This window comes from Streptomyces sp. NPDC048185 (assembly GCF_043202495.1).
Classification (GTDB): domain Bacteria; phylum Actinomycetota; class Actinomycetes; order Streptomycetales; family Streptomycetaceae; genus Streptomyces.
Map to the genome: position 1 here is coordinate 111,607 of NZ_JBIDAN010000015.1, position 25,269 is coordinate 136,875.

Sequence of the window (25,269 nt, forward strand, 5' to 3'; positions counted from 1 at the left end):
GGACTCCGTGAAAAGCGTTCATTGATCGGTTTTCGTGTTAGCGTACAGGCCGAGCCGCTCCGGCAGGAAGGCGCGCAGGCCCCCGGTCCTCCGGAACGGCCCACCGCCCCGGGGCCCGCGCTCACCTGACGAGGCGTCGGGCCCCGGGTCGGCGGCACCGCGCCGCACCCGGGTCGGCAGGCGGCACCGACAAGGCACCAGTCGCGTGGAGGAGAACCATGGACGTCGTCATTCCGGGCCTCGCGGGGCACACGGCAGCGACCGCCGGCGGGGTGCTGAGCCTCGGCGGAGCGTGGAGGGTCGTCTCCACGGACCCTCGGCTCACCGCGGTCGGCCGGACGGTCCGCGCACTGCTCGCCCCTCACCTGGGCGACCGTCTGTCGCCCCCGGAGGCGGCCGGCGCCGCCGTGCGCGGTCTCGAACTCGCCCTCGACGCGGCCCCGTCGGACCGGCCCGGTCCGCCCGTCGGCGTGTCACCGCGCGGGGCCGCGGAACCCGGCGACGAGTCGTACCGCCTCACGGTCACCGAACGAGGCATCAGCTGCCGGTCCGCCACGCCGGAGGGCGTGTTCCGCGCCGCCACCACCGCACTCCAGGCGATCGCCACGGGCACGGACCACATCCCGTGCGGGGAGGCGGCGGACGCACCGCACTACGCATGGCGCGGGCTCATGGTCGACCCGGCACGCGGCTACCTCACGCCCGGCGAGCTGCGCCGCGTCATCGACCTCGCGGCCCTGTACAAACTGAACGTCCTGCACCTGCACCTCACCGACAACGAAGGCTGGCGCCTGCCGCTGCCCGCCGGGCACACGGACGGCACCCCCCGGCCGCACTACACGCTGGAGGACTACCGGGCGCTCCAGGACTACGCGGCGGAACGCTTCGTCACGGTCGTCCCCGAGATCGACCTCCCCGGCCACTGTGCCGCCCTCCGCGAGGCCGTGCCCGGGCTGCCCGCCGCGCCCGCGCCGGAAGGGCTGGCCGGCCGGTACCCGTACGTCCCGCCGCTCGACCTCGCCGACCCCGCGACCCGGTCCCTGGTGGCCTCCGTCCTCACCGAGGTGTGCGACGCGACGGACGGGCCCTACGTGCACATCGGCGGTGACGAGGCCCTCGGGATGACCGCGGACAGTTTCGCCCTGGCCGTACGCGAACTGCGCGCCCTGGTGCGCGGCGCCGGCAAGCGCCCGCTGGCCTGGCAGGAGGCGTCACGGGCAGGGGTGGGCCCGGACGACATCGCCCAGTTCTGGGTGGACGTGCCGATGATGGACCTGCCCGACACCGAGGAGGAACTCGCCCGCCGCCCCGAACTGCTCGCGGCCGGGTACACCGTCGACCTCGTCAAGGCCCTCAAGCGGTTCTTCGCCCCCACCGATCACGACCTCGCGCGCGTCCTGGACGGCGGTGCCCGCGTGCTGCTCTCCCCGCAGTCCCACCTCTACCTCGACCGCCCCTACGCGTCCGACGTCACCCCGCCCGAGCAGGCCGAGACCGCCGCCCGCCTCGGATTCGCCGCGTACCGGCCCCGCGGGGTGCGGCACACCGCCGCCTGGGACCCGGCCGCGCACGGGATCCCCGACGAGAGCACCGCGGGGATCTCGGCGACGGTGTTCGGGGAGTCGGTCGAGACGTTCGACGACCTGACGACGCTGCTGCTGCCGCGCCTCGCCTCGGTCGCGCACACCGCGTGGACCGGCCGGGCACCGGACTGGAACACCCACCGCGACCGCCTCGCCCGCCACGGCCGACTGTGGCGCGATCGCGGACTCCGCTATCTGGCCTCCACCGAGATCCCGTGGCACTGACCGGGCCTTCTCGGCCTGGCCCGGCGCCTCCTGGCCGAGCGAGCGATCGGGTACGGCTCGACACCGACAAGGCGCGCCCTGGAGGTGGCCACCCGCCTCTGCCGCGACAGCGGCTGCACCGAGGTCCCGGCCTTCAACGACGAGCCCTACGCCCACCACTGGTTCGAGAAACGTCCGACCCCGACAGCGCGGCGGACACCACGCCGGTGAGGACGGGGACCGCGGGGGAGTCCGGCTCGTCGGCCGGCGTGGAGCGTGGCGCGGGCACCGGGTCGTCCGCGTGCCGCTCCGGATCCAGCCGGAGCATGTTCGCCTCGTCCGGTGTTCCGGGGACCGCCTGGTAGACCACCATCCGCTGGCCGCCCGTCCGGGCGAGCTGCATGACCTCGTAGGTCAGGGTCATCGCCCCCGCCTGCGGATGCCGGAACGACTTCTGCCCGCCCCCGCGTTCGCAGACGTCGTACCGTTCCCAGAGCCTCGCGAACTCGGGTGACTTCAGTACCAGTTCACCGACCAGCGCGGTGAGCTCGGAGTCGTCAGGGGCGGCGCCGGCCACTGCCCTCAGGTGGGCGACCGAGCTGGCGACGGTGTCCTCCCACGGCTCGTAGAGGGTCCGGCCCACCGGGTGGAGGAAGAGGTACCGCGTCAGATTGCGCCGCTCCTCCGGCCAGTCCCACAGCCCCGGCAGCAGCCGCCGCCCGGGCGGATTCGCCGCCAGCACCCGGTTGAAGCGGCTCACCACGTAGGCGGGCAGGGGGCGCACCGATTCCAGCATGCGCAGCACCGAGTCACGGACACCGTGGTCGGAGGACGCGGGCAGCTCGGAGGGCCGGCCGGACGCCAGCTCCGCCAGCTCGTGCAGACGCTCGTAACCGTCACCGCGCAGCCTCAGCGCGCGTCCGAGGGCGTCCACCACCGCGGGGGAGGGGTTGGTCTCCCGGCCGCGCTCCAGGCGGATGTAGTAGTCGACGCTCACCCCTGCCAGCGTGGCGAGTTCCTCGCGACGCAGCCCTGGGGTACGGCGAAGCCCCGCGCCGGCCGGCAACCCGACGTCCTCCGGCCGTACCTGAGCCCTGCGCGCCTTCAGATACCGGCCGAGTTCGGTGCCGCGCGTGTCCCCTGTTGCAGCCATCCGGCCATTGTGACAGGCGGTCGCGGGACGTGAGGGGCCGTGTCAGGACCTGGAACGCGCCACCCCGGTACAGCGCGGTCTGCCGGGCCGGGCCGTACCCGGGCAGAGTCGGTACCGGAGCGGGCGGCCAGGCCGCCGGGGCCCAGGGGGTGCACGACACCGGACCGCGGCCCGGCGAACGGGACCGCCCGCCCACCCGCTCCCGAGGAGCGGGTCCGTCGCCTGATCCGGGAGATCGCCGTGCCTGCAACCTCGTCGCCGTCCGCCGCCTCGTCCGAGGACATCGCATCCGGGGGCGCCGGCGAGCCGCCGCTGCGCGCGCTCCGGCGGTGGCAGCCCGCCAGGAGCCGGCCTGCCGAAGCCCCCGCGGACGACGCCGTCGCGCCGAGGCGGAACACGACGGCGCTCGTCGCGGCCCTGCTCGGCTTCACGGTGATCACCGTCGACGTCTCCGCCGTCAACATCGCGCTGCCCGCGATCCAGCACTCCCTCAGCGGCGGAATGGCCGGCCTGCAGTGGGTGGTCGACGCGTACACCCTGATGTTCGCGGCCCTGATGCTCTCCGCCGGTGCCTTCGCCGACCGGGTCGGCGCCCGGCGCGCCTACGCTTCGGGCGTCGCCCTCTTCACCCTCGCCTCCCTCGGCTGCGCCCTCGCGCCCGGCATCGGGGTGCTGATCGGTGCGCGCGTCGTCCAGGGAATCGCCGCCGCGGTGGTGATGCCGGCCTCGCTGGCACTGATCCGCCACGCCTACGAGGACGCCAGGGCGCGCGCCCGCGCCATCGCGCTGTGGACGGTCGGCGGGTCGGTGGCGATGGCCGCGGGCCCGGTGCTGGGCGGGCTGCTCACCGACGGCGCCGGCTGGCGGTCGGTGTTCCTGCTGAACCTGCCGGTGGGCGCGGTGATCCTCGGCCTGCTGGTGCGGGTGGAACGCTCCCCGCGACGGCCCACCGCGCTGGACGGCGCCGGCCAGCTCACCGCCGTACTGGCGCTGGCCGCCCTGGTCTTCGCCGCGATCGAGGGCGGCCACCTGGGCTGGACCAGCCAGCCCGTACTGGCCGCCGCCGTGCTCGCCGTCGTCTCCGCGTACGCCTTGCACCGGGTGGAGGCCCGGCACGACAGTCCGATGGTCCCGCTGAGCATGCTGCGCGATCGCCGGGTGGCGCCCGCCCTGGCCGTCGGCTTCACCCTCAACGCCGCCTTCTACGGCGGGATCTTCGTCCTGGGGCTGTACTACCAGCAGCTGCGCGGGATGTCGGGGATCGCGGCCGGACTCATGTTCGTCCCGATGTCGGCGCTGGTGACGACCACCAACCTCGTCTCACCGCGGCTGGCGGAGCGGATCGGCCGGCGTGCGGTGATCGTCACCGGCCAGACGGTGTTCGGCGCGGCCATGGTCGCCATGCTGCCGCTGGCCGCGCACACCCCCCTGTGGCTCGTGATCGTCCTGCTGGTGCCGCTGAGCGTGGGCGGGGCACTCGCGGTGCCGGCGCTGACCGCGCTGCTGATGGAGGCCGTGCCGGCCGGGCGTGCGGGGATCGCCTCGGGCTTGCTCAACGCCTCCCGGCAGACCGGCGGCGCGCTCGCCGTCGCCCTGTTCGGCAGCATGCTCGCCGATTCCCACGGGGGCTTCTCGCTGCCGGGCATGCGGCTGGGCCTCCTGGTCGTCGCCGCCCTGCTCCTCGCCACTGCCGTCCTCGCCCGCTTCCTGCTCCCGCGCGGCTGACACCTCCGAGCGTGGCCCGGCCCTTCCCGGGGGCCGGGGCCGAGGACCGGGGCCGCTACTCGTCCCGTTCCGTGACGAAGATGCAGAACGGATGGCCCTCGGGGTCCCGGTAGACGCGGAAGCGTTCCTCGTCGTCGGGGTCCGGCCGGTCCCGGTCGCTGAGCAGGCTGCCGCCGAGGGCGATCACGCGCTCGTGCTGGTCGCGCAGCTCCTGCGGCGAGCCGACGCTCATGTCGAGGTGCAGCTGCTGAGGCACCGGGCCGTCGGGCCAGTCCGGTCGGCGCAGACGGGGCACCTGCTGGAAGGCGAGCTGATGGTCACCGTCGGGCGCACGCAGGACGAGCCAGTCCCGGCCGCGCTCGTCCGGCTGTCCGGCCGGGGGCGGCTCGTCGCCCTCGGCGTAGCGGAGACCCAGCAGGGAGCGGTAGAACTCGGCGAGCCGGCGGGCATCGGTGCTGTCGAGCACGGTCTGCACCAGGCGGAGGCGGCGTGGGTCAGTGGTCATGCGGTCCGGGTGCCCGACACGGCCCCGCACGAACGGGGTCCCGCTCGGCGGAACGAGGCCCGCGCCTCCTTCCACCCCTGTTCCGGAGGCCGCCTCCACGCGACACTGGTGACACGGCGTCCGCGCGCCCTGGCGCAGCGCGTGTTCCGGCCCGCACCGACGGCGGGAACGGGGCGTCACCTGCCGGGCGTGCGGGAGCCGGGGACCGGTGAGGGACGCACAAAGGTGTGCCCGCCGACGACTTGCCGGCGGGCACACCTCCTGCTGACCTGACTCAGGCGTGCCGTCGGGCCCAGAACGGGGTGATGAGGGCGATGAGCAGGGCGGCCACACCGATCTGCAGAACGTGGCGTATCCAGTCGATGCCGCCGGTGTCGCGTACGCCGAAGGCGGTGGCGAGTGCGTTGCCGGCGACGGCCCCGAGGATGCCGAGGATGGTCGTCAGCCACAGCGGGATGGGCTGGCGCCCGGGGACGACCAGCTTGGCCAGCAGGCCGATGACGAGCCCCGCGATGATGGCCCAGAGAAACGACACGACTCTCCTCCTAGCGGTGATGCGTGAGTTCGTTCGCCCTCCGCGTGCCCCTGGCGCGCGGTCATATGCCTGGCCGCGCCCGGCCGCTGACCGGGACCCGTGAAGACGGAGCTCACCGCGCGTCGCGAAGCCGGAGGAGGTACGTCGCCGTCAGCGCCACGGCCGGGTCCGCGTCGTGGGTCAGCTCACCGAGGGCACGCGATGCCTGCGTCCCCGGGATGTCCGCCAGCGCCTGGGTCAGCCGTCCGCGTGCCGGCGCCCGAGTGGAGCCGTGCGCGAGGCGGTCGACGAGCCCGGTCGCGATCCGGTCCGCCGTCGTGGCGTCGCTCGCCAGCACACTCAGCGCATCCGCCGCGTCGGTGTCGTTCCTGCCGTCCACGATCATGTCGATGAGCGTCGGGACCGCGTCGGCCCCGCCGCGTGACCCGAGCGCGAGGGCCGCGTGTCCACGGACCACGAGGTCGGGATGAGCGAGGGCCTTGCGCAGCTGTGCGGCGGCCTCGTCACCGGGCAGCTCCGCGAGGGAGCGGACGGCACGTTCCCGTACCGCGGCGGTGGGTGAGTCGAGGGCCCGCGCGAGCAGTGCCGGGCCGCCGTCGCCCGACCGTGCCAGCGCCCATCGAAGAGCCCCGGCGACATTCGGTTCCGCCTCGCGCAGTGCCGCCTCGACCAGGGCCTCCACCGGCATCGCGGCGGCCGGGGAGAGGGCCGCACGCTGGCGCGCGTCGGCGCTCTTCGAGCCCAGTGCCTGGAGGAGCGCGACGACCTGGAGGACGTCCTCCCAGCCGCCGGGGTCCGTGGCGTGGATCCGGCACAGGCGCGTCAGCAACTCGTTCTCCGCCGCGATGCGTTCACGCGTCCGGCGGATGAGGTCGTCGACGAGCGCCGAGGGGGCGAAGCCGGGCTCGTCGAGCGCGCGACCGATCTCACGCAGCGACAGACCCAGTGACCGCAGGCTCTCGATCTGGAAGATCCGCTGGATGTCCTCCCCGGAGTACTCCCGGTACCCGGAGCCGGTCCGCGCGGAGGGGCGCACCAGACCGAGCGACTCGTAGTGCCTGAGCATGCGGGAACTGACCCCGGACCGTCGCGCCACCTCACCGATCAACACGTCCTATCCTCCCCCATGGCCGGGCCCGCCGACAGCCACGATGCGCTTCGCCTCCTCGATCAGGAACGGGAACGCGGCGTCCGGGTCGCGCAGCAGCCGCTGCGTGGCGAGCGCGTGCGCGCGCACCGGCGGCTCGGGGGCCGACTCCGCGGCGATCAGAAGCGGCACGGCCGCATCGCCCAGCTCGACCAGCGCCCGGCTGAGACTCCGCTGCGTCTCCTGCCCTCCGCGCCCGAGCTGCGTCACCAGTTGCGCGGCCAGCGCCGGCTCCTCGCCCTCCGGCACGAGCACGACCGCTGCCCGCCAGGCGCTGCGCGCCACCTCGTCCTCGGCGTCGCACAGGAGTGCCGGTGTGATCGCCGGCCACGCCTGCCGGTCCCCGATCTTGGAGAGCGTGTGCAGCGCCTGGCTCCGTGCCTGCGCGTGCGCCGAGCGGACCTCGCGGAGCAGCCGGGGGAGCGTCATGGACAGCGGCTGGCGGGTGAGCGCCCAGGTCAGCATGTCGCGGACGAAGAACTCGGGCTCGACCGCGCATCGCTCGACGAGTGTGCCGACGAAGCGCGGGTCCGGTGTCGTGCCGGCCGCCAGCGCGGCCCGCAGCCGCACGGACGAACGCCCGTCCGCCAACGCCCGGAGCACGCGCGCCGAATCCGTGTCCTGACCAGTGTCCTGTCCCGTCTTCTGTCCCGTGTCCGTCATCGAGACCACCTCCTCGGCACGCAGTGAAGACCTTGTCACCGTGTCAAGGTCAACAACGCCCCCGGCCGAGCACCCGGCGGCCGGGGGAACGTGCCCGCTACAGGTGCACTTCCAGGTTCGCCCTGGAGCCCGCCCACGGTCTCGACCGGCTCCCGCACGCCGACACCGTGATCGTCCCCGGCTGGGCCGACGTCGACGAGGACCCTCCCGCGGACCTGGTCGAGGCGGTGCGCGCCGCCCACGTGTCGGGCGCGCGCGTGGCCTCCCTGTGCACGGGTGCGTTCGTGCCGGCCGCCGCCGGCCTGCTGGACGGGCTCCGGGCGACCACCCACTGGGCCCACACCGATGTCCTGGCCGCACGCTACCCCCGCGTGACGGTGGACCCGGACGTCCTCTACGTGGACAACGGCAGCGTGCTCACGTCCGCCGGCAAGGCCGCCGCCATGGACCTGTGCCTGCACCTCGTCCGTCTCGACCACGGGTCGTCCGTCGCCGACACCGCCGCCCGCCGCCTGGTCGTGCCGCCCCAACGCGACGGCGGACAGGCCCAGTTCGTCACCACCCCGGCGCCCGCCCCGGACAATCATCCCCTCGAGGAACTGTTCGACTCCGCTGCAGTGGCTGCTGACCCGGCGGATCCGCCACGCGCAGGCACTGCTGGAGACCACCGACGACAATGTCGACGCCATCGCGGTGGCCACCGGCATGGGCACCGCCACGACCTTGCGCCGCCATGTCAACCGCACCGGCGGGGTTCCTCCGGACACCTGCCGCCGCACCTTCCGTTCGAGGTGCGGCGGGCATCACCGCCGCACCTGACCTCACCGGCTTCCGCCGGCGACCTCGGGGGCTCTGGACAGGTTCCACGCGACGGCTCCGACGTCGGGCCCGTCGGAGGCGATCTCGTACGACACCTCACCGCGTGGCCGCTTGACGGCCACCAGTTCGCTGCCCGTGTTGCAGGGCAGTCGGTGTGTGGTGTCCGTCCCGTCGACGGTGAGCCGGACCGTGACGGCCGCACCGCGGCCGGAGCAGGCCACGGCGAGGAAGTAGTCGGTGCCGGGATCGAGTGCGGGGACGCTCCGGCGGCTCCGGCCGGGCAGGTCTCCGGTGCCTTCGTCGGCGGGCCGGTCCGCCTTCCGGTCCAGGTCGAGGTCCGTGTACAGACCGCTCAACGCCGTGCGCCGGTAGACGTTCCGCGGTGAGGTGACCTCCAGCAGCCGCTGGACGTCGCGCAGCGTCCGGCGGTTGTAGGTCTCGCCGGCGGCGAAGCCGGCGACCGCGTCGTCGGGCAGAGTCCGGACCGCCCTGCGGTACGCGTCGGGGACGACGGCGTGGCCTTCGAGCTCCCCGAGGCCGAGCGTCCCGTCGTCGTAGGGCAGTGCGGCGTCGTCGCCGATCAGCTCCGCCGCGCTTCTGTCGCCGCTTCGGCCGCCGATGAGACCCACGACGTAGGTGTGGCCGGGCTCGAGCCGGGGAGCTCCCTCCCGTGCGGCCTCCTCCCTGCCGCCCCAGAAGGTGGTGTACCAGCCGTGCGCCCGCAGGGTGACCTCCCCGGGCAGGCGCGGCGCCCCGGGCCTCGACCAGATGACCTGTGTGACGGTCGCGGTGACGGTGCGGGGAACGTAATCGCCGTCCTTCGGATCGGCCGGGGCCGCCGATTCCCGTACGACCCGGACGACCGCGGCGTGATCGCCGTAGGCGACCCATTCCTGTGCGGCGGCCGACCCGCGGAACGGATCGTAGGAGGCGCGGGGGAGCAGCCGCCGGCCGTCGTCGGCCGCGATGGCCACCGCGCTTCCGGCGGCCGTCAGTACGGCCACGCCGACGGCGACCGCGATCCGCACTCGTCTTCTCGACGCCACTGTGCTCCCGTTCAAGTCTGGGGTCCGGTCGGACATCGGTGTAGGACGACCGGGGCAACTGTTCGGTTGCGCGGCAGGCGAGTGCGCATCACCAACGCGGGCAGCGGCGCGGTGTGCGCGTATGCCCCCCGTTCCGTGAAAGGAACGCGCCGATTCCGTGTTTGTAGGGGCGAGATAAGAGCAGACGTCGGCCAGGAGGTTGATGACAATGGTTCCCCTGCTTCTGGTTCTTCTTCTGGCCCTGGTCCTCTTCGGTGCGGGTTTCGCGCTCAAGGCCCTGTGGTGGGTCGCGGTGATCGTCCTGGTGGTGTGGCTGCTGGGCTTCGTCGTCCGCCCGGCGGCCGGTGGCGGCCGCAAGGGCCGTTGGTACCGGTGGTGACGCCCGCCGCGCGATGAACGCGGCGCGGTCACGCCACCTCGAACGGTGGCTGGGGAAGGGTGGGTTCGGCCGGACAGGCCGAACCCACCCTTCTGTCGTCGTCCCTCCACGGTTCGGTCCCCGCGGGGCGGAAAACGGACTCGGAAGAACGCATCCGGCATACCGGGTGGACCGATGGGTACTGGACGCCCCGTCGGCCCCGCGGGCGCAGCAGTGGGAACCCTGCGCCTCCACGCCCGCGGGACCGACGTCTCCCCCGAGGACGGCCGGTCGGCGCCGCGGACGCCAGCCCTCTCCCTAACGTGTGAACGTGCGCCGAACCACGCCTGGTTCACCGGACGGATCCCCCACACTGCCGTTGTGCCGCCCAGGTCGTGCGGTGCGGAGAGCATGGGGCGACTAAGGGGGACGGGTGGCGCAGCGGCGCACTCCGCTCGGCGACAGGGCGCGTTACTGGTTCGACTCCACGCTGAGCCGTGGCGCCTCCGCCCTCGTCGGCTGGCTGGTACTGCTGTGCCTGACGTTCGTCGTTCCGGCCAGCGCCGTCATGGTCTGGACGGACCCGAAGGCGCCGGAGTCCCTCGGGGCCAGGCTCGTCGCGGTCTGGCGCCTCACCGGTGAGACCCTACGGCTCGGCGGCGCGACGGGAACGCCCGTGCGCGTGCTGCTGTCGGTGCTGCTGGCACTGGTCGCGCTGCTCTACGTCTCCACCCTCGTCGGCCTGGTCACGACGGCGTTCACGGAGCGGCTGACCGCCCTGCGGCGGGGCCGCTCCACCGTCCTGGAGGAGGGCCATGCCGTGGTGCTGGGCTGGTCCGAGCAGGTCTTCACCGTGGTCGGCGAACTGGTGGCCGCGAACGCCAATCAACGGCGTGGCGCGGTGGTCGTGCTGGCCGACCAGGACAAGACGGCGATGGAGGAAGAACTCTGCGCGAGGCTCGGGCCGTTGGGCAGTACGCGGCTGATCTGCCGCAGCGGCCCGACCACCGACCCCGCGGTCCTCGCCCTGACCAACCCCGCCGCAGCCGGCTCGGTCCTGGTCCTGCCCAGGAGCGAACCCGACGCCGATCCCGAGGTGGTCAGGACACTGCTGGCCCTGAGAGCCGCCCTCCCGCAGGGCCGGCCGACCGGCCCGGTCGTGGTCGCCGCCGTGCGGCACGACCGGTTCCGGCAAGCGGCGGCCCTGGCGGCGGGACGTCACGGCATCGTCCTGGAGAGCGACACCGTCACCGCCCGCCTGATCGTCCAGGCCGCGCGCAGCCCCGGGCTCTCCCTCGTCCACCGTGAGCTCCTCGACTTCGCCGGTGACGAGTTCTACCTGACCACGGAACCCGCCTGGGTGGGACGCCCCTTCGGGGAGACGCTCCTGGCCTACTCGACGTCGAGCGTGGTCGGCCTGATGAGGGGCGACGTGCCTCTGCTGAGCCCGGCACCGCAGACACCGATCCGCGCCGGCGACCAGCTCGTCGTCATCAGCTGCGACGACGACACCGCCGCACCGGAGGACTGCTCCGAGGCGGTCGACAAGCACGTGATGGCGTCCGGACGGACGGCGTCCACGGGCCGCGAACGCGTGCTCCTGCTGGGCTGGAACCGGCGGGCACCGCTCATGGTCGACCAGTTCCGGCGCAGCGTGCGCCCCGGCTCGACCGTCGACGTGATCGCGGACGGCGACGAGGCCCCCGCCCGGCAGGTGCTCGACGCCGGTGACCCGGGGGACACCGGACTCACCGTGCGACTGCACCAGGGGGACGTGATGTGCCTCGAGACGCTGCGACGCCTGGACATCGCTTCGTACGACAGCGTGATCGTCCTCGGCCGGGACGCCGCCGCGGGACAGCCGCCGGAAGAACCCGACAACCGGACACTCGCCGGCCTTCTTCTGCTGCGTCACATCGAGGAGGAGACCGGGCGCGAGCTGCCGGTGGTCACCGAGCTGATCGACGACCGCAACCGGGCACTGGCCCCCGTCGACCCCGGCGCCGACGTCATCATCAGCGGAAAGCTCATCGGACTGCTGATGGCACAGATCTCACAGAACCGGCACCTTGCCGCGGTCTTCGAGGCGCTGTTCGCCGGCGGAGGCCCCGGAATCCACCTGAGGCCCGCGACGGACTACGTCCTGCCGGACCACGAGACGTCCTTCGCCACCCTCGTGGCCGCGGCACGCGAGCGCGGCGAATGCGCCATCGGTTACCGGGACCACCGGGCTGTGTCCACCGGCCCCGGGTACGGCCTGCGGATCAACCCGCCCAAGACCGAGCGACGCCACTGGGTCACCGGCGACGAGATCGTCGTCATCGGCGAGACCTGACCGCACGGCCGCCGCCGGCACGTGCGGCCCCGGTGCATCCGGCCGCCGTGGGGTGGTCGTCGGTGCGACGACGCGGACCGCCAGGACAGAAGCCGCGTGCTGTACACGAAGGCCCGTTCGAGTGCGCGGGCCTTCGTCGCCGTGTCCGCCTGCCCCGGGTGACTTCGAAAGATTGCGGGGAAGACGTGACGGCACTGGACAGGAGGTTGCCGTGGACGGTGCAGATCTGGAACTGGGAGAGCTCCTGGCCGCAGCGGAGGCGGCGCCGCCCGGACGATCCGTCGACGTGGTCGCGCGGGACCTGCAGAAGCGGTTCGGAGCCGAGCGCGTGTCCTTCCTCTTCGTCGACCTCATCGGCCGGCGGCTGGTGCGGTTGCCCGCGGCCGTGGACGGCGACGACGTCGCCGCCCGGTCCCGGACGATCGACCTGGAAGGCAGCGTCTACGACAGCGTCCTGCGCAGCCAGCGCAGGCGTGTGGAACCGGACGGCCAGGGAGGACAGCGCGTCATCGCACCCGTCACCAACCGCGGCGACTGCATCGGCGTGCTGGAGGTGACCCTGCAACACGCCGACGACACCGTCCTCCGACAGGTCGGCGAGGCGGCGCACGCGCTGGCCTACATCATCGTCACCGACCGCCGTTTCACCGACCTCTACCACATGGGCCAGCGCACCACCACGACCAGCATGGCCGCCGAGATCCAGCACCAGTTGCTGCCCTCGGCCCCGTGCTGCGAGGCCGACCGGTTCACCCTCGCCGCGGGGCTGGTCCCGGCCGACGACATCGGCGGCGACACCTACGACTACAGCCTCGACAGCGACACCCTGCACCTGTCCATCACGGACGCCATGGGGCACGACACCGACTCGGCCCTGCTGGCCACCTTGCTGGTCGGTGCGCTGCGCCGGGCCCGCCGCAGCGGCTGCGACGCCCTGAAACAGGCCAGCCACGCCCATGACGCGCTGCTGGCCTACGGCCGCGGTCTGGCCACCGGACAACTGTTTTGCATCGACCTGGAGACAGGCGTCGGAGAACTCGTCAACGCCGGGCACCCCTGGCCCTGGCGGGTGCGCGGCGAGACCGTGGAAGAGGTCAGGCTCGCCGTGAACCTGCCGTTCGGCGTGGTCTCTCCGGTTCCCTACCGGCTGCAGGAGCTGCGCCTGCGCTCCGGCGACCGGCTGGTCCTGCTCACCGACGGCATGCAGGACCGCGGCGCCGCCGCGGTCGGCCTGGCCGGGCTCCTGCGTGACACCCGCTCCCTGCACCCCCGGGAGACCGTCCGCGCACTCACGGCCGCCGTCCGGGACGCCTGCCACGGCGACCTCCAGGACGACGCGACCGTCATGGTCCTGGACTGGCACGAGACCCGCCCCGCCGATCGGTAGGCGCCGCGAGCGCAAGGCCGCTGCAGGACGGCGGTACGAGCGAAGACTCTCGCCGTGATCCCGCTCCTGATCCTCGTGACCCTGGTGATCTAAGTCACGGTTTCCTGTCGCGGATCGGGAGCATCCGCTTGATGAGCGCGCGCTTTTCGCTGCCCCGGGCGCGATGTCGCCCATGCCGCCCGGAACGGGCGTGTGCGGGAACGGTGGGCGCGGCCTGAGAGAGTGATGTCGTGGATATCGAGCGCAGGAACCATGTCACGGTGACGGGCAACCCCCGGGGCCGCACGGTAGTGCTGGCGCACGGGTTCGGGTGCGACCAGAACATGTGGCGGCTGACGGTGCCCGCCCTCGTGGAGGAGTACCGGGTCGTGCTGTTCGACTACGTGGGCTCCGGTCGTGCCGACCCGGCCGCGTTCTCGCCGGACCGTTACGCCTCGCTGGAGGGCTACGCCCAGGACGCCGTGGAGGTGTGCGAGGCCCTCGATCTGCGCGATGCCGTGTTCGTCGGGCACTCGGTGAGCGCGATGATCGGAGTGCTGGCCGCCCGGAAGGCTCCGGAACGGATCGGGGCGCTGGTGATGGTCGCCCCGTCCCCGCGCTACATCGACGACGACGGCTACCGGGGCGGCTTCAGTGCCGACGACATCGACGAGCTGCTGGCCTCCCTGGAGGCCAACTACCTGGGCTGGTCGGCGGCCATGGCACCGGTCATCATGGGCAACGCGGACCGGCCCGAGCTCGGCGACGAACTGAAGAACAGCTTCTGCGCCACGGACCCCGACATGGCGCGGGTCTTCGCGCGCACCACGTTCCTGTCGGACTCACGGGACGATCTGAAGGGCGTGACGGTGCCGACGCTGGTGCTGGAGTGCACCCAGGACGTCATCGCCCCCCGGGAGGTCGGCGCCTTCGTCCACCGGACGATCCCCGGCTCCCGGCTGGTCACGCTCGACGCCACCGGGCACTGCCCGCACCTGTCCGCGCCGGAGGCCACCAACGACGCGATCACCGACTTCCTGGCGCGCCTCCAGTGATGTGCCGCACAGGGCAGCAGCCCGACCCGCACGAGCCGGAGAGCGAGAAGGCGTCCGACGCGGCGTTCGCCGCGCTGCTGGAGGACAGCGCCGAGGAACTCTACGAGAGCGCGCCGTGCGGGTACCTGTCCACGCTGATGGACGGCACCATCGCCAAGATCAACGCCACCCTGCTGGACTGGCTCGGCATGGAGCGGGAGGCAGTGGTGGGCCGGATGCGGTTCACCGACCTGCTGACCGTGGGCGGCAAGCTCTACCACGAGACGCACTTCGCGCCCCTGCTGCGGATGCAGGGCGAGATCAACGGCATCGCCCTCGAGGTCAAACGGGCCGACGGCGGTCGCGTACCCGTGCTGATCTCCTCCGTCGTCAAGCGCGGCAGCACCGGCGAGCCCCTGCTGATCCGGACCACCCTCTTCGACGCACGGGACCGCCGCGCCTACGAGGAGGAACTCCTGCGAGCCCGGAAGGCGGCGGAGGAGGCGCGCAAGGAGGCGGAGGCCGACCGGGCACGGCTCCAGGACGCGCTGGCCGTCCTCCAGCAGTCCCTCCTCCCGGCCACGCTGACTCCCGTGCCGGGCATGGAGGCGGCGGTGCACTACCGCGCCGCGTCCCCCGACCGGCTCGGCGGCGACTTCTACGACCTCTTCCGGATCGACGGCGACCGGTTCGCCTTCTTCCTCGGTGACGTGTGCGGCAAGGGCCCGCAGGCCGCCGCGGTCACCTCGCTGACCCGCTACACCCTGCGCGCCGCGGCCCTGCATGACCCGGACCCCGTCTCCGCCCTGACGACCCTCAACAAGGTCCTGCACGAGCGCTACACGCGCGGCGACCCGCGCTACTGCACCGTCATCTTCGGCGTTCTCGAGCCCGACCCCGCCACCGGAAGGGTCACCGTCCGCATCGCCTCGGGCGGGCACCCTCCGGCCGTCGTCCTGCGCGCGGACGGCACAGCCGGCTTCCTGCCCACCCCCGGTGGTCTCCTCGTCGGCGTCCTGCCCGACGCGGCCTTCGCCACCGCCACGACCGTCCTCGGCCACGGCGACACCCTGCTGCTCTACACCGACGGCCTCACCGAGGCCCGCACCGGCGACGACCGCGGCACGCTCTTCGGGGACGACGCCCTGCTCACCTTCGTCGGGGGCCACGCCGGCGCGTCCCCCCAGGCCGTGATCCAGGCTCTCTCGGGCCTCCTCGACGACTTCGGCGACGGACTCGACGACGACACCGCCCTGCTCGCCCTCGGCGTCCCCGCCTCCGACCCCCGGACGAGAACCACCGCATGAGCCCGTTGAAGATCACCACCCGAGACGCCTCCACCGGCCCGGTGCTCGAGGTCGTCGGAGACCTCGACTACGACACCGCCGGACGGCTGCGCGACCTGCTCCCCGGGCTGACCCTCCGGCCGGGCCAGCGCCTCGTCCTGGACCTGGCCGGCCTGGCGTTCTGCGACTCCAGCGGCATCACCGCCCTGATCGTGGTCCGCAACCACGCCCAGGCCGCACAGGCCGATGTGGCGCTCGCCGCAGTCCCCGACCACACTCTGCGCGTGCTGCGCATCGTCGGCCTCGACCAGGTCTTCTCGCTGCTGCCCGAGAGCCCGGCCGCATAGCCCCGACGAAAGTGGAATGAGGCCGCTCCGGGCGGGTAGTCACGCGCAGGCGGGGAAGGGCAGCGACACCTGGGGAGGTCGAAGCGGCCCTTCCCCCTCCGCCGGCGTGGCCGGGGCGCAGCGGGCGTGGCACTGGCGGACACGGAGGCGCACGACGCCCGTCCGGTCCGCCGCTACCGACCCCCGCCGGAATCGACCAGGCGGGACGACTGGACACCGGGCTTCCGTCCGCGGTCGGACTCGTCCTGGACGAGCAGGGAGAGCAGCGCGGCCACCGTCAGGCCGGCTTCCGCCGGGTGGCGCAAAACCTTCTCCGGCTCGATGCGGTAGGTGTTCGTGCGCCCGTCCCTGGTGTGGGACAGGTATCCGTCCTGTTCGAGGTCGGCGATGATCCGCTGAACCGCGCGCTCCGTGAGGCGGCAGTGGGCGGCGATGTCGCGGATCCGGACGTTCGGATTGTCGGCGATGGCCGCAAGCACGCGCGCGTGGTTCGTGACGAACGTCCATCCGGTGTGAGATCCAGGCACTTCAACCATGCACAGCATTTTAGGGACCGTCTTTGCCTGACGCCTAATGCATGACATACTTTTCGCGCAATGGATGACAGTATTTCGTCGGGGGAGACACAGGAGGGTCCCGCAGGTGTCTACGGATGAAGCGGTCACGATGCGCTCGAGCGACACCCCCGGGAGTCGGCTGCAGGCCATGGACGACACCATGGTGGTGCAGTACGAGAGGTGTGGCGCCTGGGTCGTCGCCGCACGAGGCGCGTACGACCTGAACTCGATCACGGCCCTGGGCGCCGCGCTGGAGAGCGCGGCCAAGGAGCATCCCAAGGTGGTCCTGGATGCCTCCGGCATCACCTTCGCGGACTCGACCCTGCTCAATCTGCTGATCCTCACCCGCCAGGCGGCCGACTTCCGCGTGGCCGCGCCGACCCAGCAGCTGACCCGTCTCCTCGAACTCACCGCAGTCGACACCGTCCTGAAGGTACGGGCGACGGTGGAAGAGGCCGCGACCTGCTGAGACGTCTTCGACAAGGGCGCCGCAGCAGTGGCGGGACCCGGACGAGCGGTGCACCAGGTGATCGAACGTTCACGGCATCTGCTGCGTCCTCCTCATGAGGCCGGACATGACGGCGCGCCGAAGGCACGCCGGTGAGGAGGGTGTGATGAGCTGGATCGTGCGATCCGCGACGCTGGCGGTCGTGATGGTGTCGGCGGCCGCGTGCACGGCGGACAGCCGTGGCGACGGTGAGGCGCAGGGGTCCTGCGCGTTCCGGATCCTGTACCAGGACCGGACCTATCGGGACGTCGCGGACGTGGAGTTCACGGTCGGGGGACGGATCGGTGTCGCCACCGAGCCGCCCTGCGACGACACCGGCGGCCAGGGCGAAGCCGAGGAGCGGGGGACGACGGAGACCGCCTACGCAGTCGACGGCATCTCCCCCCAGGTGGCCATCGCCGTCGGCGACACACCTGGCGAAGCCGCTCTCGTCGCCGCCTACTCCGGCTCGGAGGTTCCACCCGAGGTGAAGAAGCTGATCGACGGCTCATGAAGTGTGGTGCGCCGGCGACGGTACGGCGCACCGGCGCAGGACCATGAGCGAGCCTTCCGAGGCCGCCACCATGGCGAAGCGGAACCGGTCGAGCTCGAGACAGAGTGCGACGTCGTCGGGGTGGGCTCCCCGGCGCACACCCTGCTCGAGCTCGGCGGCGGCTCGTGACCGGCCGGCGCGGCGGAGGAACTCGGCTGCGTCCGTTTCGACACCGGCGGCCCTTCGGGCGATGTACTGCGCACACGCCAGGTCTTCGTCGGCCCGCCCGTCCTCGCCCGTGACCACGAACGTGACACGGCCGCTCCCGCGGGCCCGCAGGAGCTGGGCCGTTGCCTCCGCCACCACGAAGCCGGCGCACAGCACGAGCGACGCCTCCTTGACGGCGAGGGCGCCGACCGTGCCTGCCGTGGTCTTCTGCACCACGGTCCGTCCGCCGAGGTCGGCAGACCGCAGCAGGCCCGGCGAGTTGACGGCGTCGAACCCGGGCGCGGGGGCCCCGTCCTTGATCGCCACCCACTCCGGATGGCGGGCCTTGAGCCTCAGGGCCTCGTCCAGCGACTCGGCGAGAACGATCTTCTCGGCTCCGCGGGCGAAGGCCCAGGCCGCGACCGTGCAAGCGCGCATGACGTCGACCACGACCGCCACGGACGGGGTTTCGACCAGCTCGGGAATACCGAGGTAACGAGCGTCCATCCGGACAGGATCACGCAGGCCCGGCCGAAAAACCCACGCAGTGACGGACATCACGCCCAGGGACAACCCGCGGTGCTCGACGGCTCCGTGGCGAGCGAACGACGTCGCACGCCACGGCCGCGATGGTCACCGTACCGGCGCAACCGGTGTCGTTTCCTCCGCCTCGGTGGGCGGGCGGAAGCAGGCGATGACCGTCTTGCCGTCCTGGCACGGACGGGCCTCCCACTCGTCCGCCAACGCCTCGACGAGGAACATGCCCCGCCCGCCCAGGCGTTGACTGCTCGGCGGGCGTGTTCTCGGCAGCTCACTGGAGCCGTCACGCACCGCGACGTGCAGACACCGGCCGTCCCACGTCATCACCAACTGCGCATGGGACTGCGCGTGGACGTGGGCGTTCGTGACCAGTTCAGAGACGGTGATCAGCACGGCGTCCACCGTCTGCGGAGCGCCGGCGGTCCAGTCGAGCGTCTTCAAGTGCCCGAGAGCCCAGTCACGTGCCGCCTTCGGAGTGCTCTGCATGGGCAGCGAACGCGCCCAGCCCACTGCCCGTAGTGACGATTCCTCCACTGCAATTCCCCCAAGCTGGATGACACTGCCCTACGTGTATCCCCGAAGCGCCGGGTGAAGCGCGCTCTCCGAACCCCACGGCCGGAGTGTCAGGCGTCCGCGATCCAGCTGCCGTGGAAGCCCAGCGGCACGCGGCCGGGCAGATGGACGCGGGCCAGCGGGTGGCCACCGAAGTCCTGGGCGGACAGGATGCACAGGTCGGTCGCGCCGCGCTCGGGGTCGTTCACGTACGACAGCACGTAGCCGTCGTCCTCGTCCCGCGCGCCGTGCCGCGGAACGAAGACCGGCTCGCTGACCGCGGCGTCCCCGGGGAAGCGGTGGAGCTGGCTGCCGCCCCGCAGCATGTCGTGCTTCACCAGGTAGTTGGTGAACTTCTCGTCCGGCCACGTCGCGTCGACGGCCTCGTACGCACGCCACATCTCGGCCGTGCTCGCGGTGTAGGCGTAGCGGTGGCGGCGTGAGACCAGGGCTTCGTCGATACGGGGGAACTCCTGCGGACGGTCGTCCAGCCGGCTGCTGTGCACCCGTCCCGCCCGCAGGTCGATCACCCAGCGGTCGAGCGTCGGCGCCCCGGTCGCGGAGGGACCGCCCCTGCCGCGCCCTGCGGCGTGGAACGGGGCGGGGAACGCGGTGTAGTCCACCACGACGGTGTCGCCCTGGTCGTAGGCGTTGAGGGTGTGCGAGTAGTACACCGGGTCGATGTCGAACCAGCGCGTGGTGCCGCCGGCGCGCGGCAACAGCCCCACGCGCATGGGGTGGTCGTCGTTCCAGACGTACGGCACCGTGGCGCCCGCCTCCGCGGCGGCACCGTCGAAGGTGATCGGCACGTCTGCGATCACCACGTACTTCTCGGTGAGCGCGAAGTCGTGCATCATCGGCGCGTCCGCGACGGGGATGCGCGTGGCCCGCGCCACCCGGCCCGTCCCGTCGATCATGATGTGCCGCACGTGATCCCACGCGGGGTAGTACGCGATCGCGTGCAACTCGTCGGCCGCGGCGTCGTACTTGGTGTGCGCGGTGAAGGCGCCCTCGAGCGTCGACCGGAAGTCGTACGGGCGGACGGTGCCGAGGTCGCCGTCCAGCTCGTACGGCAGCGGCCCGCCTTCCTGCATCGCCAGGATGCGGCCCTTGTAGGGGATCACGTGCGTGTTGCAGGCGAAGTCGTCCGGCGGTGCCTGGCCCGGACCGGACTCGCCCAGCTTCGCCCTCACCTGTGAGGAGCGCACCCAGCGGTTGCGGTACCACTCTGCCCGTCCGCCGCGCAGCCGGACTCCGTGCACCATGCCGTCGCCGAGCATCCAGTGGTGGGCGCGGACGTCCTCGAGGCCGAGCGCGTTCGGGCCGTTGCGCAGGTAGCGGCCGTCCAGGTCGCGCGGGATGCGGCCGGTGACCTCGAGATCGAAGGCGGTCAGCTCCTCGGTGACCGGTGCGAAGGCACCCGTCAGGAACGGGCGCTCCTCGCTCGCGACGCCCTTTCCGGCCGACGGGCCCGCCTGCGCCGCGGCCGCGCGGGCGCCGGGCACCGGAGCGCCCCCCACGACACTGCCCGCGGCCACGGCCGCGGCGCCCCCGAGGATCTTCCGCCGTGTATGACTGGCCATCATGCGTCCCCGTTCCGCTGTCGGTGCCCGGCTCCCGTGCCGGACTCCTCGTGACGCGGCCAACTCTCCTCCGCGCGGGCCCGCGAGGCAGTGGGCCCAGCACCCCGATCACGGGGTGGTGTCCGCCCCACCCCGCACGCCGGGGCGTGCCGCGGCCTGTGCGCCTCGATAGTCTGAGCGACGTGACCGACGCACACGCGAGTTCCGACGATGCTGCAGTGGCGACAGCCGGGGCGACGGCCGGTGCCGACGTGGTCCGCACCTTGTACGGCCGGCCGCTCGAACGCATCGACAAGGGTGCGGGGGACTTCGCCACCGCCGCTGACCTGGAGGCCGAGAAGGCGATCCTCGGTGTCATCCGTGCCGCGCGGCCCGATGACGCGGTGCTCGGTGAGGAAGGCGGGCAGCAGGGCGCGGCCGACAGCGTGCGCCAGTGGTTGGTGGATCCCCTGTGCGGCACGCTGAACTACGCCGTCGGCACCATGGCGGTGGCCGTCAACGTGGCGCTGCGCGACGGAGCGGCGGCGGTGGCCGACCCGTTCAGCGGCGAGGTCTTCTTCACCGACGGGGAGAGTGCCTGGATTCGTCGTGACGGGGCTGACGACGCGCGGCTGACGCCCTCGTCCGCCACTGGACTGGTGGACGTCAACCTGGATCCGCCGTTCCCGAGTGCGCCCGGATTCCGGGCCGTGGACCTGCTGGGCCACCCCGCGTTCGTCGAACGCTTCCGGCCGCGTGTCGTCTCGACGAGCCTGGCCCTGGCGTGGGTCGCGGCCGGCAGGCGCGCCGGGTACGTCACCGATGGCGGCGACCTGTCCACGAGCGTGCACTTCGCGGCCGGCATCGCTCTGTGCCGGGCTGCCGGCTGCACCGTCACCGGCGTCGACGGCGCCCCGGTCGGTGCGGCAGGCCGTGGCCTCGTGGCCGCCGCCGACGACGAGACCCACGGCCTGCTGATGTCGATGATGCCCGGCCCGAACCAGGCGGAACGGACCACCACCTGAGGAGCTCGCTACTGGCGGGACCGCCTTTTCAGCCCGTTCTACGTCAGCCGCACCGCAGCGCGTCGAGGTCGATCGCGGCGGCCATGGCGGCGTTGCCGGCGTCGTTGGGGTGCAGTCCGTCGCCGTCGTGGAAGTCGGGGCGGAGCCGATCGGGCCGGTCCGGGTCGCGGGTCGCCGCGTCGAAGTCCACCACGTCGTCGAACGCGTCGCTGTTCCGGATGAAGTCGTTGACGGCCTGTCGCACCGTCTCGCCTTCCGGGTCGACGTACACCGAACCGCCGAACGGCGTGACGGTCGCAGCGACGATGCAGACGCCGGCGTCATGGGACTGGGAGATCAGCCGGCGATAGCCTCCGATGATCTCCTCCGCCGACGCTCCGGCGCCGATGTCGTTGACGCCCTCGAACAGGAGGACGGTCTCGACGCCGGGTTTCGTGAGGACGTCGCCGGTCAGGCGGACCAGGGCGGCATCGCCGGCACCACCCGGCCGGGAGACGCCGCTGAGGACACGGTTACCCGATATCCCTTCGTTCGCGACGCCCATCTGACGAACCGGCGGGAGGGCTGCGAAGCGATCGGCCAGGATGTCGGGCCAGCGGCGATTGGCATCGATGGTCGTGCCGACGCCGGCCGTGATGGAGTCTCCGAGTACCGCCACCGTCCCGGTCTGCTTGGGAGCGTCGACGACGAGAGCGTCCAGCCAGACCCATGCGGCCGTCTCCGTGAGGAACTCGGTCCCGTCTTCGTCGGCGGCGTGGTCGCCGCTCGTCGACTTGAAGCTGTGTTGCATCGAGCGGTTGTGCGCGGTGAGGGGGCCGCTGTCCCCCGACACGTGGATGCTGACCGCCAGATTCTGCTGGGCGGGCACCGTGCCCGGGAGCGGGTCACTCAGCACCGTCGCGCCAGGGGGGATCGTGGCCGTGGTGCCGCCGCCGAACTCGACTCGCTGGTTGGTACCCGGGACCAGGGCGGCTCCGTCCTTCTGCACGCCCAGGTAGACGCTGTCGAGGCGCAACGTCGAGGTTCCCTTGGCGTTGGAGAGACGGATCCGCAACCCGGCTCCACCGATGCTGGTGTGCACGATGTTGCGAATGGTCCGGTCCGAGATCGTTCCTCCGGCCATGTCGTCGCTCGCGGCCCACGTGGTCACCTGGCGGGTCGGGATCGGCGGTGGGGCCGTGGGACTGGCCCAGGCCGGACCGGCGGCGCAGACGCCGAGCAGCAGCGCGGTGGCCGCTCCGACGGCGGAGATGGCGCGTGATCGCTTCATGGGCTTCCTCTGCGGTTGTGGGAGCGCGCGGGCCATCACCTCGGGGGGCGGGGACCGACGGGCTCGAGGAGTGGTGGGGACGGGTGGTGCGAGAAGGAAGTGAATCGAATCAATCAGCGCTCGCCGATCGGGTCAACATCACGACGCGGTCTCAGCGACGAACGGTCGGCCTGCTGCGACGAGTGGTCCCGCCGTCGAACGGCACCGACTCGGCCCGGACCCCCGTGCAGCCGGTCGGTTCCGGCGTGCACGCGGACGGTGCGCGGCGAGCCGGGCCGGCTCACGGGCACACGCCTCGGCGCCGGACCGGCTCACGGGCACACGCCTCGGCGCCGGGCAGGCGTGTGCCCGACGCCGTCCGCTCGCGCGCGTGCTCCCCGGGTCAGCCGTACATCGCCAGGCGGTAAAGAGCCGCCAGCGCGTCGTCGATCGCATGGGGCAGTGGCCTGCCGGCAGAGTCCAGCCTGTTCCACCGCTGCAGGTTCACCGCGACCGACATCTGCCGCCGGCCGTCGGCACGGGTCATGGTCAGCGCTCCACCACCCCACACGGTGCCGCCGTGGCCCCAGAAGGTGACCCGGCCGGGTTCACTCATCGGGTGCAGGCCGAGACCGTAGTCGATCGTCCTGCCCTCCTGGGAGACGACCGGGACGGTGCGTCGCATCTCCGCGAGGGACGACGGACGGACGATCTCCCCGGTCAGCAGCATGCCGAAGAACCGGTTGAGGTCCGTGACGGTCGATATCAGCGAGGCCGACGGCCCGACCCAGGACATGTCGTACACGCTGTAGTCGCGCGGCGGGTCGATCATGCCGAACCACGCCTCGTAGAGCCGGGAATGCGGACCGTCGACGTACGGCCCGGTGGGGAGTTCGGTGTCCCGGAGGCCGGCACGCTCGATGACGTTCCGGGTGATGTACTGCTCGGCCGTCGTCGCGGTCACCAGTTCCAGGAGCTCGACGAGGAGCAGGTAATTGGTGTTGGAGTACACCCCCGGAGTGCCGCCCGGGGCGCCGACGGGAGGCGCCGCGACCCCCAGCCGGATCAGTTCGACGGGGTCGAACCGCGTGAGCCGGTGGTCGTCCAGGCTCTCGGGCCCGGTGTCCGCGAGGGAGGGGTACGCCTTGAGGGAGGGATAGGCGTAGGGGAGGTACTCGGCCAGGCCGCTGGTGTGGTTCATCAGCATCCGGACCGTGATCGCGTCACCGCGCTCTCCTGGAACCAGCTTCGGGAGGTACCGGCCGACAGGTGAGTCGAGGCCCACCTGACCGCTCTCGACCTGCTGCAGGACCGCGGCGGCGGTGAACGTCTTGGTGACGCTGCCGACGCGGTGCCGCATGTCGGCGGTGACGGGACGGCCGGTGACCAGGTCGGCGACCCCGGCGGCGCCGCGCCAGACCTCGTCGCCGTCCCGTACCTCGGCGAACAGCCCCGGCATGCCGGCGCGGTGGACCTCCTCGATCGCCGAGTCCAGTGCTGCGCGATCCAAAGGCTTCTTCATCTCATGCGTCCCTTCGTGTTCCCCGGTGATGAACACCGGGTCGGTCGTCCGGCCCGGACGACAGGGCATGAACGGCGTGCCGACTATCGGGCACCCCCATGTCCCCATTATGCACGCGGTGCGTGCAACACCAAGTGCATGCGTTAGGCTGACGGCGGAGAGAGGAGCAAGATGGCAGGCCGAAGGCGTTGGTCGACCGACGAGATTTTGGACGCGGCGGCGGAACTGCTGCGCACGAGCGACGCGGAATCGTTCAGCGTGCGCAAGCTGGCCGCGGTCCTCGGGACGGATTCGTCCAGCCTCTACCGCCACTTCCGCAGCAAGACGGAGCTGCTGCGCGCGGTCGCCGACCGGATTCTCCTGGCCGCGATGGAGGGCTACCGCCCCGAGGGCGACTGGAAGCGGCGCATCACGTCCCTGGCACTGCACGCGCGCGAGGCCTTCGGGCGGCAGCCCCAGCTCGCCGCCGTGTGGGGACGCTACGCGTCGAGCGGCACCGGTTCGCGGATGGTCATGGAAGAGGTGCTGCAGGCCCTGCGCGCATCGGGGCTGCCCGACGAGCAGATCCCGGCGCACTACCACCGGATCGCGGTCCTCATCGCGGCGTTGATCGCCTCCGAGGCCGGCGTCAGCACCGTCACGCCCGACGAGTTCGAGCAGGGCATGGAGCTGTTCCGTGTCGCGGTGCTGGGCGCCGACCCCGAACGCTTCCCGGCCCTCGCCCACTTCGCCCGCGACGTACGCCCCCTCGGGGTGGATCGTCGCGCCGCGTTCGAAGAGATCCTCGCGGCCCACCTCGCCCACATCGAGGCCGGGGTGGGCCGGGACTAGTCGGCCCGTTCGCGGGCGGCAGGCGGGCGCCCCGGGCGAGGGTGGTCCCTTGTGGGAAACAGCCGATCGCGGCCCCGCGTACACGCGCCCGCGACCACGGGACTGAAAGGTTTCAGCGAGATCTCGTGGCGCTCAGCG

The 25,269-nt window shown here is 72.2% G+C and carries 24 protein-coding genes and 2 pseudogenes; 14 read left to right on the top strand and 12 right to left on the bottom strand.

Translation table 11 applies throughout. The features are described 5' to 3' along the window. The first annotated feature begins 218 nt into the window (after positions 1 to 218). Positions 219 to 1,808 carry a family 20 glycosylhydrolase gene (locus ACGF3H_RS32690; RefSeq protein WP_362493083.1) on the top strand — a complete coding sequence of 530 codons (1,590 nt, stop codon included), beginning with the start codon at positions 219 to 221 and terminating at the stop codon, positions 1,806 to 1,808. A gap of 9 nt (positions 1,809 to 1,817) precedes the next feature. Continuing rightward, a pseudogene (locus ACGF3H_RS32695) lies at positions 1,818 to 2,018 on the top strand (MarR family transcriptional regulator); the annotation flags it as partial. Here the strand turns inward: ACGF3H_RS32695 and ACGF3H_RS32700 are convergent. Then, entirely contained in the window at positions 1,942 to 2,940 is a 999-nt protein-coding gene (locus ACGF3H_RS32700; RefSeq protein ID WP_362493086.1) for a helix-turn-helix domain-containing protein, read from the bottom strand. The pseudogene ACGF3H_RS32695 and the gene ACGF3H_RS32700 overlap by 77 nt on opposite strands. Before the next feature lie 417 nt (positions 2,941 to 3,357). Between ACGF3H_RS32700 and ACGF3H_RS32705 the strand changes: the two genes are divergently transcribed. Beyond that, complete coding sequence (locus ACGF3H_RS32705) at positions 3,358 to 4,665, top strand: MFS transporter (protein ID WP_393816574.1); 1,308 nt, start codon at positions 3,358 to 3,360, stop codon at positions 4,663 to 4,665. 55 nt (positions 4,666 to 4,720) lie between these two features. On the opposite strand, the gene ACGF3H_RS32710 is transcribed toward ACGF3H_RS32705, so the two are convergent. The 4 genes from ACGF3H_RS32710 to ACGF3H_RS32725 form a co-directional block, all read right to left on the bottom strand. Next, on the bottom strand, positions 4,721 to 5,170 hold the full coding sequence (locus ACGF3H_RS32710) for a VOC family protein (protein ID WP_362493092.1): 450 nt from the start codon (positions 5,168 to 5,170) through the stop codon (positions 4,721 to 4,723). A 274-nt stretch (positions 5,171 to 5,444) separates the two neighbouring features. Next, entirely contained in the window at positions 5,445 to 5,705 is a 261-nt protein-coding gene (locus ACGF3H_RS32715) for a GlsB/YeaQ/YmgE family stress response membrane protein (RefSeq protein WP_362493095.1), read from the bottom strand. A gap of 112 nt (positions 5,706 to 5,817) precedes the next feature. Then, the gene (locus ACGF3H_RS32720) at positions 5,818 to 6,816 is read right to left on the bottom strand and encodes a MerR family transcriptional regulator (RefSeq protein ID WP_362493098.1); all 999 of its coding nucleotides are present in this window, start codon (positions 6,814 to 6,816) and stop codon (positions 5,818 to 5,820) included. A gap of 3 nt (positions 6,817 to 6,819) precedes the next feature. Further along, entirely contained in the window at positions 6,820 to 7,515 is a 696-nt protein-coding gene (locus tag ACGF3H_RS32725) for a HEAT repeat domain-containing protein (RefSeq protein ID WP_362493101.1), read from the bottom strand. Between the two features lie 23 nt (positions 7,516 to 7,538). Between ACGF3H_RS32725 and ACGF3H_RS32730 the strand changes: the two are divergent. Beyond that, positions 7,539 to 8,334: pseudogene (locus ACGF3H_RS32730) on the top strand (DJ-1/PfpI family protein). Between the two features lie 2 nt (positions 8,335 to 8,336). Here ACGF3H_RS32730 and ACGF3H_RS32735 read toward each other — a convergent pair. Beyond that, positions 8,337 to 9,362 carry a hypothetical protein gene (locus tag ACGF3H_RS32735; protein ID WP_393816572.1) on the bottom strand — a complete coding sequence of 342 codons (1,026 nt, stop codon included), beginning with the start codon at positions 9,360 to 9,362 and terminating at the stop codon, positions 8,337 to 8,339. A 226-nt stretch (positions 9,363 to 9,588) separates the two neighbouring features. On the opposite strand from ACGF3H_RS32735, the gene ACGF3H_RS32740 reads away from it, so the two are divergent. The 6 genes from ACGF3H_RS32740 to ACGF3H_RS32765 all read left to right on the top strand — a co-directional run bounded on the left by ACGF3H_RS32740 (position 9,589) and on the right by ACGF3H_RS32765 (position 16,106). Further along, complete coding sequence (locus ACGF3H_RS32740; protein WP_161163313.1) at positions 9,589 to 9,759, top strand: hydrophobic protein; 171 nt, start codon at positions 9,589 to 9,591, stop codon at positions 9,757 to 9,759. A gap of 412 nt (positions 9,760 to 10,171) precedes the next feature. After that, on the top strand, positions 10,172 to 12,073 hold the full coding sequence (locus ACGF3H_RS32745; protein WP_362493108.1) for an NAD-binding lipoprotein: 1,902 nt from the start codon (positions 10,172 to 10,174) through the stop codon (positions 12,071 to 12,073). Between the two features lie 211 nt (positions 12,074 to 12,284). Then, complete coding sequence (locus ACGF3H_RS32750; RefSeq protein WP_362493111.1) at positions 12,285 to 13,460, top strand: PP2C family protein-serine/threonine phosphatase; 1,176 nt, start codon at positions 12,285 to 12,287, stop codon at positions 13,458 to 13,460. A 230-nt stretch (positions 13,461 to 13,690) separates the two neighbouring features. Continuing rightward, entirely contained in the window at positions 13,691 to 14,494 is an 804-nt protein-coding gene (locus ACGF3H_RS32755) for an alpha/beta hydrolase (RefSeq protein WP_362493114.1), read from the top strand. Then, positions 14,494 to 15,780: a SpoIIE family protein phosphatase gene (locus ACGF3H_RS32760; RefSeq protein WP_362493117.1), complete on the top strand. Its 1,287-nt coding sequence runs from the start codon at positions 14,494 to 14,496 to the stop codon at positions 15,778 to 15,780. Before ACGF3H_RS32755 ends, ACGF3H_RS32760 begins: the two co-directional genes overlap by 1 nt. After that, positions 15,777 to 16,106, top strand: a complete 330-nt coding sequence (locus ACGF3H_RS32765; RefSeq protein ID WP_362493120.1) for an STAS domain-containing protein — start codon at positions 15,777 to 15,779, stop codon at positions 16,104 to 16,106. The genes ACGF3H_RS32760 and ACGF3H_RS32765 overlap by 4 nt, the downstream gene beginning before the upstream one ends. Positions 16,107 to 16,279: 173 nt before the next feature. On the opposite strand, the gene ACGF3H_RS32770 is transcribed toward ACGF3H_RS32765, so the two are convergent. Then, entirely contained in the window at positions 16,280 to 16,642 is a 363-nt protein-coding gene (locus ACGF3H_RS32770) for a helix-turn-helix domain-containing protein (protein ID WP_362493123.1), read from the bottom strand. A 169-nt stretch (positions 16,643 to 16,811) separates the two neighbouring features. Here ACGF3H_RS32770 and ACGF3H_RS32775 point away from each other — a divergent pair, with 169 nt between their 5' ends. Together ACGF3H_RS32775 and ACGF3H_RS32780 are read left to right on the top strand one after the other, a co-directional pair. Further along, the gene (locus ACGF3H_RS32775; protein ID WP_362493126.1) at positions 16,812 to 17,132 is read left to right on the top strand and encodes an STAS domain-containing protein; all 321 of its coding nucleotides are present in this window, start codon (positions 16,812 to 16,814) and stop codon (positions 17,130 to 17,132) included. Positions 17,133 to 17,277: 145 nt separating this feature from the next. Then, the gene (locus tag ACGF3H_RS32780) at positions 17,278 to 17,664 is read left to right on the top strand and encodes a DUF6281 family protein (protein ID WP_362493130.1); all 387 of its coding nucleotides are present in this window, start codon (positions 17,278 to 17,280) and stop codon (positions 17,662 to 17,664) included. On the opposite strand, the gene ACGF3H_RS32785 is transcribed toward ACGF3H_RS32780, so the two are convergent. The 3 genes from ACGF3H_RS32785 to ACGF3H_RS32795 form a co-directional block, all read right to left on the bottom strand. Then, the gene (locus ACGF3H_RS32785; RefSeq protein ID WP_362493133.1) at positions 17,659 to 18,357 is read right to left on the bottom strand and encodes a 2-phosphosulfolactate phosphatase; all 699 of its coding nucleotides are present in this window, start codon (positions 18,355 to 18,357) and stop codon (positions 17,659 to 17,661) included. The two genes, ACGF3H_RS32780 and ACGF3H_RS32785, sit on opposite strands and share 6 nt — an antisense overlap. Positions 18,358 to 18,483: 126 nt before the next feature. Next, positions 18,484 to 18,876, bottom strand: a complete 393-nt coding sequence (locus tag ACGF3H_RS32790) for an ATP-binding protein (RefSeq protein WP_362493136.1) — start codon at positions 18,874 to 18,876, stop codon at positions 18,484 to 18,486. A 137-nt stretch (positions 18,877 to 19,013) separates the two neighbouring features. Then, the gene (locus tag ACGF3H_RS32795; protein WP_362493343.1) at positions 19,014 to 20,525 is read right to left on the bottom strand and encodes a carotenoid oxygenase family protein; all 1,512 of its coding nucleotides are present in this window, start codon (positions 20,523 to 20,525) and stop codon (positions 19,014 to 19,016) included. A gap of 182 nt (positions 20,526 to 20,707) precedes the next feature. On the opposite strand from ACGF3H_RS32795, the gene ACGF3H_RS32800 reads away from it, so the two are divergent. Continuing rightward, entirely contained in the window at positions 20,708 to 21,529 is an 822-nt protein-coding gene (locus ACGF3H_RS32800; protein ID WP_362493139.1) for an inositol monophosphatase family protein, read from the top strand. Between the two features lie 43 nt (positions 21,530 to 21,572). On the opposite strand, the gene ACGF3H_RS32805 is transcribed toward ACGF3H_RS32800, so the two are convergent. Further along, positions 21,573 to 22,799, bottom strand: coding sequence for a GDSL-type esterase/lipase family protein (locus ACGF3H_RS32805; RefSeq protein ID WP_362493142.1), 1,227 nt, complete (start codon positions 22,797 to 22,799; stop codon positions 21,573 to 21,575). Between the two features lie 382 nt (positions 22,800 to 23,181). Further along, positions 23,182 to 24,300, bottom strand: a complete 1,119-nt coding sequence (locus tag ACGF3H_RS32810; protein ID WP_362493145.1) for a serine hydrolase domain-containing protein — start codon at positions 24,298 to 24,300, stop codon at positions 23,182 to 23,184. Positions 24,301 to 24,471: 171 nt separating this feature from the next. On the opposite strand from ACGF3H_RS32810, the gene ACGF3H_RS32815 reads away from it, so the two are divergent. Then, positions 24,472 to 25,131: a TetR/AcrR family transcriptional regulator gene (locus ACGF3H_RS32815; protein WP_362493148.1), complete on the top strand. Its 660-nt coding sequence runs from the start codon at positions 24,472 to 24,474 to the stop codon at positions 25,129 to 25,131. Positions 25,132 to 25,269 lie beyond the last annotated feature (138 nt).